The organism is Iamia sp. SCSIO 61187 (assembly GCF_019443745.1).
Lineage (GTDB): Bacteria > Actinomycetota > Acidimicrobiia > Acidimicrobiales > Iamiaceae > Iamia.
This window is the reverse complement of sequence record NZ_CP050948.1, coordinates 2,753,429-2,764,396: the sequence shown is the minus strand read 5'-3', so window position 1 is coordinate 2,764,396 and position 10,968 is coordinate 2,753,429. Positions and strand designations below refer to the sequence as shown.

The 10,968-nt window shown below is 73.2% G+C and carries 10 protein-coding genes; 8 read left to right on the top strand and 2 right to left on the bottom strand.

Annotated elements, in window-relative coordinates:
* On the bottom strand, positions 1–1,992 hold the full coding sequence (locus HC251_RS13205; protein ID WP_255566400.1) for an acyltransferase family protein: 1,992 nt from the start codon (positions 1,990–1,992) through the stop codon (positions 1–3).
* Positions 1,993–2,118: 126 nt separating this feature from the next.
* Between HC251_RS13205 and dapB the strand changes: the two genes are divergently transcribed.
* Positions 2,119–2,922 (top strand): 4-hydroxy-tetrahydrodipicolinate reductase, encoded by an 804-nt coding sequence (gene dapB / locus HC251_RS13200; RefSeq protein ID WP_219941075.1) that lies wholly within the window; start codon positions 2,119–2,121, stop codon positions 2,920–2,922.
* Here the strand turns inward: dapB and HC251_RS13195 are convergent.
* Positions 2,919–3,656, bottom strand: a complete 738-nt coding sequence (locus tag HC251_RS13195; protein ID WP_219941074.1) for a DedA family protein — start codon at positions 3,654–3,656, stop codon at positions 2,919–2,921. The genes dapB and HC251_RS13195 overlap by 4 nt on opposite strands.
* A gap of 65 nt (positions 3,657–3,721) precedes the next feature.
* On the opposite strand from HC251_RS13195, the gene HC251_RS13190 reads away from it, so the two are divergent.
* The 7 genes from HC251_RS13190 to HC251_RS13160 all read left to right on the top strand — a co-directional run bounded on the left by HC251_RS13190 (position 3,722) and on the right by HC251_RS13160 (position 10,957).
* Complete coding sequence (locus HC251_RS13190; protein ID WP_219941073.1) at positions 3,722–4,567, top strand: SURF1 family protein; 846 nt, start codon at positions 3,722–3,724, stop codon at positions 4,565–4,567.
* The gene (locus HC251_RS13185; RefSeq protein WP_219941072.1) at positions 4,564–5,139 is read left to right on the top strand and encodes a TetR/AcrR family transcriptional regulator; all 576 of its coding nucleotides are present in this window, start codon (positions 4,564–4,566) and stop codon (positions 5,137–5,139) included. The genes HC251_RS13190 and HC251_RS13185 overlap by 4 nt, the downstream gene beginning before the upstream one ends.
* A gap of 27 nt (positions 5,140–5,166) precedes the next feature.
* A complete protein-coding gene (locus HC251_RS13180; RefSeq protein ID WP_219941071.1) occupies positions 5,167–5,799 on the top strand; it encodes a TetR/AcrR family transcriptional regulator in 633 nt (210 codons plus the stop codon).
* A complete protein-coding gene (locus tag HC251_RS13175; RefSeq protein WP_255566399.1) occupies positions 5,796–6,959 on the top strand; it encodes a ferritin-like domain-containing protein in 1,164 nt (387 codons plus the stop codon). The genes HC251_RS13180 and HC251_RS13175 overlap by 4 nt, the downstream gene beginning before the upstream one ends.
* Before the next feature lie 100 nt (positions 6,960–7,059).
* Positions 7,060–7,947 (top strand): 4-hydroxy-tetrahydrodipicolinate synthase, encoded by an 888-nt coding sequence (dapA, locus tag HC251_RS13170; protein ID WP_219941070.1) that lies wholly within the window; start codon positions 7,060–7,062, stop codon positions 7,945–7,947.
* A gap of 35 nt (positions 7,948–7,982) precedes the next feature.
* Complete coding sequence (locus tag HC251_RS13165) at positions 7,983–9,656, top strand: ribonuclease J (RefSeq protein ID WP_219941069.1); 1,674 nt, start codon at positions 7,983–7,985, stop codon at positions 9,654–9,656.
* Positions 9,657–9,664: 8 nt separating this feature from the next.
* Positions 9,665–10,957: a VWA domain-containing protein gene (locus HC251_RS13160; RefSeq protein WP_219941068.1), complete on the top strand. Its 1,293-nt coding sequence runs from the start codon at positions 9,665–9,667 to the stop codon at positions 10,955–10,957.
* The last annotated feature ends 11 nt before the right edge of the window (positions 10,958–10,968 follow it).

Below are 10,968 nucleotides of genomic sequence, written 5' to 3'. Positions count from 1 at the left end.
TCAGCGGGTCGGGCCGTCGAGGGCCAGCTGGCCCCGGATCCAGCCCCACACCTGGTCGGTGGCCGCCTCGTCGAGGTGCACCCCGTCGGGGCGGATCCCCTCGATCAGCTCGGTCCCGTCGGCGCCCGCGCACACCTGGGCGGCGTAGGGGGCGACGGTCACCCCCCGGTGGTGCGCCAGCTGGTCGGCCAGCACCGTGTTGACCGTGCGCAGGCGGGTCGCGTCGTTCTCCTCGCCGGCGGTGAGGTACCAGCGGTAGCACGGCACGTCGAACCACAGGATCGGCGCCGCCGTGCTCGCCCGGATCACGGCGACGGCCCGGTCGACGCCGTCGCGGTAGAGCCGCTCCCACTCCGGGCTGCCCAGCGGGACGCGCTCGCCGGCGACCACCGGGTCGAACACCTGGCGCAGCCCCAGCGTCACGACCACGGAGTCGGCGCCGCCCCGCAGGGCCTCGCTCCACCGGCTCGGCCACTCCTCGCACCCGTCGGATGACTCCAGGGGCACGTCGCCCACGGAGATGACCTCGCCGACGATGTCGCAGCCACCGTGGTGGGCGCCGGCGACGACGACGCCGTCGGTGGGGGCCCGACGGAGGAGCGGGTAGGCCTGCGAGTCGCCGAGGACCACGATCCGGGGCACGCGGGGCGCCTCCGGCGTGGCCGCCGAGGTCGGGGGGGCGGTCACGACCGACGGCTCGGCCATCACCAGCTCCTCGGTCTCCGACCGGCTGACCGGCACCCACGTGGCCACGCCCACCACGACGACGGCCGCCACGGTCGCCTCGGCCAGGATCCGACCCGGGCGGGCCAGGCGGACCCGGCCCTCGTGGAAGGGGACCTCGATGCCGCGGTGCAGCACCTCGGTCAGGGCCAGGGCCACGACGACCCGGGCGGCGTCGAGGGCGAGCGGGGCCCACGTCACCCGGGGCTCGTCCAGCAGCACGATCACCGGCCAGTGCACCAGGTAGAGGGTGTACGAACGGGCCCCCAGGCCCCGCATGAGCCGACCCCCGAGCACCGTGGCCAGGGGCCCCCGGTCGGTGGTCGCGCAGGCGACCACCACACCGGCGACGGCCACGGCGACGAGCAGGATCAGGCCGCGGGTGTAGGTGGCGGGCGTCGTCGGTCGGAGCACGACGGCGGCGCCGACGAAGACGGCCAGACCCCCGAGGCCGAGGGCGGTGGCGGCGTGGCGGCGCCGGGCGGCTCCACCGGGCCCGGTCGCCGGCGGGCCCACCTCCAGGGCGATCGCCGCCGCCACGCCGCCCACCAGCAGCTCCTGGGCCCGGGTGTCGGTGCCGTCGTACACCCGGGAGATCGCCGTCCCGGTGGCGACGAGGTGCCCGGCCCACCACGCCGAGGCGGCGGCGCCGGCGGCCAGGAGCAGCGGGAGGTACCGGCGGCCGACCATCGACACCAGGAACATCAGGACCAGCGGCCACACCAGGTAGTACTGCTCCTCGATCGCCAGCGACCACGTGTGCCGGAGCGGCGAGGGCTCGAACGACGAGAAGTAGGACTGGTCGGTCTGGATGAACCGCCAGTTGGCCACGTACCCGAGCGTCGCCCAGGCGTCGCCCCGCAACCGGGCCCGGTCGAGGGTGGCACCGGTCAGCTGGACGGCCACCACCGTCCCGGCGACCACCGCCAGCAGCACGGGCGCCAGGCGCCGGGCCCGGCGGGCGTAGAAGCGGGGGAGCGACACCCACCCGTTCTGGCGGCGCTCGACGAGGAGCAGGCTGGTGATGAGGAACCCCGAGAGGACGAAGAACCCGCTGACCCCGAGCCAGCCGCCGCGCAGCCACGACCCGCTGTGCAGGTGGTAGAGCACGGTGACCGCGACCATGAGCCCCCGGAGGCCGTCCAGGAGCGGACGTCGGCGCAACCGGGGGGGTGCCGACGCGGGGTCGGCGCGGTCTGACGGGCGCGCCGGTCGGGACGGGTCCGACTCGGGAGCCCGACTCCGCAGCAGGGTCGGGAAGGTGGGCATGTGGCGGGCGTCACCGTAGGTCGTCGGGGGCGCGGGGCGGAGGGTTCGCCGCCGGGGCCGCCCGGCCCTGCCGCCTCGGGGCCCCACCGAGGACGGGACGGCGGGCGTCCGGTAGCGTCCGGCAGCATGAGCCGTCTGCGCGTCGCCGTCTTCGGGGCGGCGGGCCGGATGGGGAGCACCGTGTGCGGGGCCGTCATCGACGATCCCGCGCTCGAGCTGGTGGCGGCCATCGACCCGCACCACGCCGGGATCGACCTGCGCCAGGTCACCCGGCTCGACACCGACCTGGTCGTCGAGCCCGACGCCGGCCACATCGCCACTGCCCGGGCGGACGTCGCCGTCGACTTCACCCTCATCGACGCCGCCCGGGAGAACATGGCCTGGTGCGCGGCCAACGGCGTCCACGCCGTGGTGGGCACGAGCGGAGTCACCGACGAGGACGTGGACCGGGCCCGCGGCCTGTTCACCACGAGCAGCTGCGTGATCGCCCCCAACTTCGCCATCGGGGCCGTGCTGATGATGCACATGGCCGAGCTGGCGGCGCCGTGGTTCGAGACCGCCGACGTCGTCGAGACCCACCACGACGGCAAGATCGACGCCCCCTCGGGGACGGCGATGTCCACCGCCGAGCGCATGGTCGCGGCGTCGGCCGACTGGGCCGCCGACCCGACGACGCACGTCGTGAGCGACGGCGCCCGGGGGGCGACGGTGGGCGGGGTGCACGTCCACTCCCGGCGGCTGCGGGGCACCGTCGCCCACCAGGAGGTCGTGCTGGGCACCACGGGCCAGACCCTCACGATCCGCCACGACAGCTACGACCGCAGCTCGTTCATGCCCGGCGTGGTCCTGGCGGTGAAGCGGGTGGCCGACCACCCCGGCGTCACCGTCGGGCTGGACCGCCTCCTGGGGCTGACGGAGCCGTCGGCCTAGACGTCGTCGGGGCCGGCCCCGCGCTCGGCCTCCATCTCCCTGATCTCCTCGTCCATGTGGAGGAGGCCGTCGACCTCGCCCCCGCCGGCGCGACGGTCGAGGAACAGCGACACCCCGACCAGGGCCACGCTGAGGACGAAGAACGGCAGGCGGTTCTCGGAGATCAGCTCGCGCAGCCAGTCGAGCGGCTCCGACACCGAGTCGGTCACGAACCACAGCACGGTCAGCCGTCCGAACGTGCCCACGACGTTCAGCACCGCGAACACGGGGACGGGCATGCCCGAGGCCCCGGCGAACAGGCAGATGTAGTTGTTGGGGGCGATGACGATCAGCGGGTACGACGCCTTGCCGAACCACCGCTCGGCGGCCCGGGCCATCGGGCCGTAGGTGGCGCTGCGCCGCTCGAGCCAGCGGATCCCGGCGTCTCCGTACCACCGTCCGAGGACGAAGAACAGGGGGTCGGACAGCAGCAGCCGGGCGGCGCCGATGCCGAAGAAGGCCCACCACGCGAGGTACGGCTTGGCCAGCACCAGGTTGCGGTTGCGGGAGTTGAGGGCGATGAACAGCTCGGGCTGGCGGTCGTAGAGCACCGAGAGGAACGAGTCGCCGACGAGGGACACGACGAAGAGGGCGATGCACGCGCCGACCACGAGGTTGCGGGTGGTGTCGTTCGGGGGCCCCTGCGGCCGCGCCGACCGGACGGGGTCGGCAGTGTCCTCGGCGTCGGCGGTCAAGCAACCGATCATGGCAGGGCGGGCGCCGAGTGGAGCCCTCGCCCGGCGCTCCGTATCCTCGGCCCGTGTACCGGTTCGCCTTGCGCCCGTGGTGGATCGTCTCCCACGTCGTGGTCCTGGCCATCGTGGTGGCCTTCGTGAACCTCGGCCTGTGGCAGCTGCGGCGCCTCGACGAGGTGCGTGAGAGCAACGCCCAGCTCGCGGCCCGGATCGCCGCCGACCCGGTGGACGTGGCCACCCTGCTCCCGGCCGGCGACGACGCCGACGGGGCCGCCGCCGAGGACCGGCGGGTCACCGCGACCGGGACGTACCGTCCCGACGAGCAGGTCCTCATCCGCGGCCGGAGCCTCGACGACGCCCCCGGGTCGTGGGTGGTCGTGCCCCTCGAGCTGGACGACGGACGGGTCGTGGCCGTCAACCGGGGGTGGATCCGCAACGACGGGCGCTTCAGCGAGGTGCCCGAGGAGTACCGGGCGGTGCCCGCCGGCGAGGTCGAGGTCGAGGGCCTGCTCCACACCTCCCAGGAGCGGGGCACCCTGGGGGCCACCGATCCCGACGAGGGCCGCCTCGCCAGCCTGGCCCGCATCGACCTCGACCGCCTCGACGCCCAGGTCGACGGCGACCTCCTGCCCGTCTGGGTGCAGCTGACGACGCCGGAGCCGGGAGCCCCCGACCCCTCGCCCACGCCCCTCGGCCTGCCCGACGTGGACGACGAGGGCTCGCACCTCAGCTACGCCGTGCAGTGGGGGATCTTCACGGTCATCGCCCTGGTCGGCTACCCGATGATCCTGCGCCGGGCGGCGCGCGAGCGCTCCGGCCGCCACCCCGACGACGCCCCGGGCCTCGACGACCCCGACCCCGACGACGAGCCCCGCGCCGGCGACCCCCGCCTCGACACGATCGCTCCGTGACCGAGGTCAGGGCCCGGATCCTGGCCGCGGCCGTCGAGGAGGCGGGGGAGGTCGGGCTCGGCCGGCTGAGCGTCGAGGACGTGGCCCGGCGGGCGGGCGTGGGGCGGGCCACCATCTACCGGCACTTCCCCGGCGGGAAGGAGCAGCTGACCTCCGAGGCGGTGACGTGGGAGGTGGCCCGCTACTTCATCGTGCTGGTCGGCCAGCTCGAGGGCATCGACGACCTGGCGACCCGGCTCGAGCAGGGGATCATCCGGGGCCGGGCCCTGATGGCCGAGCACGCCGTGCTGCAGAAGGTGGTCGACACCGAGCCCGAGCGCCTCCTCCCGCACCTGAGCCAGAGCGCTCCGCTGGTCCAGGCGACGGTGCGGGACCACCTCCGCCCCTACATCGAGGCCGCGGACCTGGTCCCGGGGACCGATCCCGAGGACGCCGCCGACTTCCTGGCTCGGAACGTCCTGTCGTTCCTGATGGCCTCCGGGTCCTGGGACCTCGACGACCCCGACGCCGTCCGGCGCCTCGTCCGGGGGAACCTGCTCGCCGGCATCGTGGCGCCGGGGTCGTTGCAGTGAGACAGGAAGGGTCGTAGTGTCTCACCGATGACGGAGACCGCGGCGGTGACCACCGCCGCCCAGGAGCGGGCCCTCGACGCGACCGTCGCCCTCGTCGCCCGCTGGGGCGTGACCAAGACCACCCTCGGTGACGTGGCCCGGGCCGCCGGCATGAGCCGGGCGACCCTCTACCGCACCTTCCCCGGCGGCAAGGACGAGCTGTTCGGCCTGCTGGCCCAGCGCGAGGTGGCCCGCTTCCTGGCCGTGGTCGGCGAGGCCGCCGACGCCGCCCCCGACCTGGCCACCGCCCTGACCGACGGCCTCCACGCCGCGGCCGTCCACCTCGACGGGCACGCCGCCATCCGCTTCGTGCTCGACCACGAGCCCGAGCTGGCCGTCCCCGTCCTCGGCTTCGGCGAGATGGACCGCCTCCTGCGCGTCGTCCAGCGCGCCGCCGCCCCCCACCTGGTCCGCTTCTTCGGCCCCGACGACGTCGACGGCCCGGCGTGGGCCGCCGAGTGGGGCGCCCGGCTGTTCCTCTCGGCCCTCGTCAACCCCACCCCCGCGTGGGACCTGAGCGACCGCGCCGTGTGCGCCCGCCTGGTCGACCGCTACCTCGCCCCCGCCCTGACCACCCCCACCACGGACCCGTCCGAGACCCCCTCCCTGGAGCACCGATGACCACGACCGACCCGACCCCCGACGCCGTCGAGATGTCCTCGATGCAGGAGATCATCGGCCGGGCCGACGCCAACGACCTGGCCGAGATCCTCGCCATCAGCAACACCGACGTGCACGCCACGATCCGCGCCGTCGCCGACAACGCCGATGCCATCTTCACCTGGAACTACACCAAGGGCGAGCGCAAGCCCCTCGACAAGCTCTACGAGAAGGCCAAGACCTCCCAGTGGAACGGCCAGACCGACCTCGACTGGTCGATCGACGTCGACCAGGAGGCCGTGGTGGCCGCCAACGCCGCCGCCGGTCTCGGCCTCGACGAGAACCAGGACCTGACCGGCACCCCGTTCGAGAAGTGGGGTGACACGGAGTGGACCGAGCTCGGCGTGCAGAGCCAGAACTGGATGCTCAGCCAGTTCCTCCACGGCGAGCAGGGCGCCCTGCTGTGCACGGCCAAGATCGTCGAGACGGTGCCGTGGATCGACGCCAAGTACTACGCCGCCACCCAGGTGATGGACGAGGCCCGCCACGTCGAGGTCTTCGCCCAGTACCTCAACGACAAGCTCTCGGGCACCTACCCGGTCAACGCCCACCTCGGCCTGCTCCTCGACGACATCGTCGAGGAGAGCCGCTGGGACATGACCTACCTGGGCATGCAGATCATGGTCGAGGGCCTGGCCCTGGCCGCCTTCGGGTTCATGCACCAGATGACCACCGAGCCCCTGCTCAAGCAGCTGCTCCGCTACGTGATGAGCGACGAGGCCCGCCACGTCGCCTTCGGGGTGCTGACGCTGAAGGAGTACTACCAGGAGCTCACCACGGCCGAGCTGCGCGAGCGCCAGGAGTTCGCCTTCGAGGCCGCCCTCCGCATGCGGGACCGCTTCCTCCAGCAGGAGGTGTGGGAGCGGATGGGCATGAAGCCGTCCGAGGTCGTCCCGGTGATCAAGGACCTGCCCGCCCGCCAGCTCTTCCAGCAGATGCTCTTCACCAAGATCGTCCCCAACTGCAAGAAGCTGGGCCTGCTCGACGCCGGCGACGGCTGGCTGCGCGAGCGCTTCGGCGAGATCGGCGTCATCCAGTTCGAGGACATGGCCGACACCGGCGAGGAGTACGAGATGTTCGCCCTCGCCGAGGGCGAGGTGAACTCCGGCGCCAAGGCCTGACCCGTCCGCTTTCTGTCAATCCCCATGTGCCTCCACGGCGCATGGGGATTGACAGAACGGGAGCGGGATCGCGTCCAGGTCGGGAGGTAGGGTCGCCGGGATGGCGCGCTTCGGACGAGTCCTGACCGCGATGGCGACGCCGTTCGCCCCCGACGGCTCGCTCGACGCCAAGGCGGCCGGTGAGCTGGCCCGCTGGCTGGTCGACCACGGCAACGAGGGCCTGGTCGTCGCCGGGACCACCGGCGAGAGCCCGGTCCTCAGCGACGAGGAGCGGATCGAGCTGTTCCGGGCCGTGCGCGCCGCCGTCGACGTCCCCCTCGTCGCCGGCACGACCACCAACGACACCGCCCACAGCGTGGAGCTCACGCGGGCCGCGGCCGAGGTCGGCGTGGACGCCGTCCTCGCCGTGACGCCGTACTACAACAAGCCGCCGCAGAGCGGCCTGGTCGCCCACTTCGAGGCCGTGGCCGCGGCGTCGGACCTGCCGGTGATGCTCTACGACGTCCCCGGCCGGACCGGGCGCAAGATCGCCACCGACACCATCCTCGGGCTGGCCCGCGACGTGCCCACCATCGTCGCCCTGAAGGACGCGGGCGGCGACCCGGCCGAGACCGGCCGGCTGATCGCCGCCGCCCCGGCCGGGTTCGAGGTCTACAGCGGGGACGAGCCCCTCACCCTCGCCTTCCTGGCCTACGGCGCCGTCGGCGTCGTGGGCGTGGCCAGCCACTGGACCGCGGCGCTCCAGGTCGACATGTTCTTCGCCTTCGAGGCCGGCGACACCGCCGGGGCCCGGGCCGTCAACGCCCGGCTCCTGCCCAGCTACGCCTACATGAACAGCGAGACCTGCGTGTTCTCCCAGGCCGTCAAGGTGATGATGGCCGAGCTGGGTGTGCCCATCGGCGAGTGCCGGCTGCCCCTCGGGCCGGCCCCCGAGGGCACCGCCGCGGCGGCGCGCGCCGTCGCCCGCGACCTGCGCCTGCTCGTCTAGGAGCGCCCTCCCGCCCCCAGTAGGGTCGGGGGACGATGAGCCCAGCACCCCCGGTCACGATCACCTTCCTCGGGGGACTGGGGGAGATCGGACGCAACTGCGCCGCCATCGAGACCGAGGGCAAGATCCTCCTGATCGACTGCGGGCTGATGTTCCCCGACGCCGACATGCCCGGCGTCGACCTGGTGCTCCCCGACTTCACCTGGCTGCGCGAGCGCGGCGACAAGATCGTCGGCTGCATCGTCACCCACGGCCACGAGGACCACCACGGCGGCCTGTCGTTCCTGCTGCGGGACCTGTCGTTCCCGATCATCGGCTCCGCCCTGAGCCTGGCCCTGGCCCGGAACCGCATCGAGGAGGCCGGCCTCCTCGACCGCACCGAGATGATCGTCGTCGGCGACCGGGAGCGCCGGAGCTTCGGCCCCTTCGACTGCGAGTTCATCCCCGTCACCCACTCGGTGCCCCACGCCTTCGCCACCGCCATCGGGACCCCCCAGGGCGTGATCCTCCACAGCGGCGACTTCAAGCTCGACCTCACGCCCGTCGACGGCCGCCTGACCGACCTGTCGGCCATCGGCGCCATCGCCGAGGACGAGGGGGTGCGGCTGCTGCTGGCCGACTCGACCAACGCCGACCAGCACGGCCACAGCCGCAGCGAGACCTCGGTCGGCAAGGTCCTCTACGACCTGTTCCACGCCCACGAGGGGCGGCGCATCGTCACGACGTGCTTCGCGAGCCACATCCACCGGATCCAGCAGGTCGCCGACGCCGCCATCGCCTTCGACCGCACGGTGGCGACCCTCGGCATGTCGATGAAGAAGAACGTCCGCCTGGCGCGGGAGATGGGGCTGCTCAGCATCCCCGACTCGCACCTCCGCGACATCGACGAGGTCGGCGACATGGAGCCCGGCAAGGTCTGCGTGATCTCGACCGGTTCCCAGGGCGAGCCCATGTCGGCCCTGGCCCTCATGGCCAACCAGTCGTCGCGGTTCCTGAAGCTCGACGAGCACGACACCGTGATCCTCAGCTCGCACCCCATCCCGGGCAACGAGATGAACGTCACCAAGGTGATCGACGGCCTCATGCGCCTCGGCGTCCAGGTGATCCACTCCGGGGTCGAGGACGTCCACGCCACGGGCCACGCCAAGGCCGACGAGCTCAAGACGTACCACTCGATCGCCAAGCCGCAGTGGTTCATCCCCGTCCACGGCGAGTACCGCCACATGGTCGCCCACGCCGCCATCGGGCGGCAGATGGGCGTCCCCGACGAGCGGGTGCTGCTGTGCGAGGACGGGGATCAGGTGACCCTCACCGACCAGGGGCTGACCCGGTCCGGTCGGGTCCCGGCCGGCTACCTGTACGTGGACGGCCTCGGCATCGGCGACGTGAGCCACGGTGTGCTGCGCGACCGCAAGGTCCTGGCCGACGAGGGCGTCGTCGTGGTCATCGCCGGCGTCGACCTCGACGCCGCCACCATCGTGGTCGGCCCCGAGGTCATCACCCGCGGCTGGGTGCACGCGGCCGAGGCCGAGGATCTGCTCGACGAGTGCCGTGCCGTCGTGGCCAAGGAGCTCGAGCAGGCGCTGGTCGACGACCCGACCGGCGGCGTGGAGGCCCTCGCCCGGGTGGTGCGCCGCTCGACCGGGCGCTTCGTGAACGCCCGCACGCGCCGCAAGCCGATGATCGTCCCCGTGGTGATGGAGTCCTAGGGACGGCCGTGGACCTCGGGCGGGGTGCGAACACCGGGCTGAGCGGCGGACCGCTGGAGATCTCCGTGGCCGGGGTCCAGCCGGGCACTGTCGACCTGCTGGTCTTCCAGCTGGGCGCCGAAGGAGCGGTCCGGCGCGAGGAGGACCTCGTGTTCTTCAACCAGCCCCGCTCGCCCGAGGGGGCGGTCGAGCTGGTGGGCGGTGACCGGGTCCGGGTCGACCTGGCCGCGGTGCCGGCCGACGTGACCACGCTGGCCGTGGCCGTCGCCCTCGACGACGGCGTGGCCCACCCGCTGGGCCAGGTGGCCGGGCTGGGCGCGACGGTGACCGACGGCGCCGCGACCCACACCGCCCCGGCCTCGGGCCTGGGCGCCGAGCGGGCCGCCCTCCTGGTGGAGGTGTACCGGCGCGGCGACGGCTGGAAGGTGCGCTCGGTCTCGGCCGGCTGGGCCGAAGGCCTGGCCTCGCTGGTCACCCACTTCGGCGTGGCCGTGGCCGACGACGAGCCGGCGACGCCGACCGCGGCCGCCGCTCCCGCCCCTCCGCCCCCGGCCCCGCCGACCGACGGCCCCCGGTCGGTCCCCGGCGAGGAGAGGGTGTCGCTGGAGAAGCGCCAGCGGCTCGACCTCCGCAAGCGGGAGGTGCACAAGGTCCTGCTGGAGAAGGGGGCCGCGACCCAGCGGGCCCGGGTGATCCTCGTGATCGACAAGACCGGCTCGATGAAGGAGCTGTACGCCACCAAGGCGATCCACCGGGTGGTGGAGCGGATGGTGCCGGTGGCGGTGCAGCTCGACGACGACGGCGCCCTCGAGGCCTACCTCTACGCCCGGGGCCACATGCGCCTGCCGGACCTCCACGTCGCGGACCTCGACACCTGGGCCGACACCCACCTCCACCTCAAGGGCATCGTCGGCGGCGTCGACTACAACGCCATCGGCCACGGCAACGACGAGATCCCCATCATGACGGCCGTGCTCGACGACATCCGCCCCGACGACCCCACCCCCACGCTGGTCCTGTTCTTCACCGACGGGGGCTTCGCCAAGCGGGCCGAGATCGCCGAGCTGGTGCGGACCGCCTCGTCGCGGCCGGCGTTCTGGCAGTTCGTGGGGCTGGGGAAGGCCAAGTACGGGGTGCTGGAGCGGCTCGACGAGCTGGAGGGGCGGGTCGTCGACAACGTCGGCTTCTTCGCCGTCGACGACATCGACGCCGTCGACGACGCCGAGCTCTACCGCCGCCTCCTCGGGGAGTTCCCCGACTGGCTGGTGGCGGCCCGGGCCGCGGGCATCGTCCCCCGCTGACCTCCGGGCCG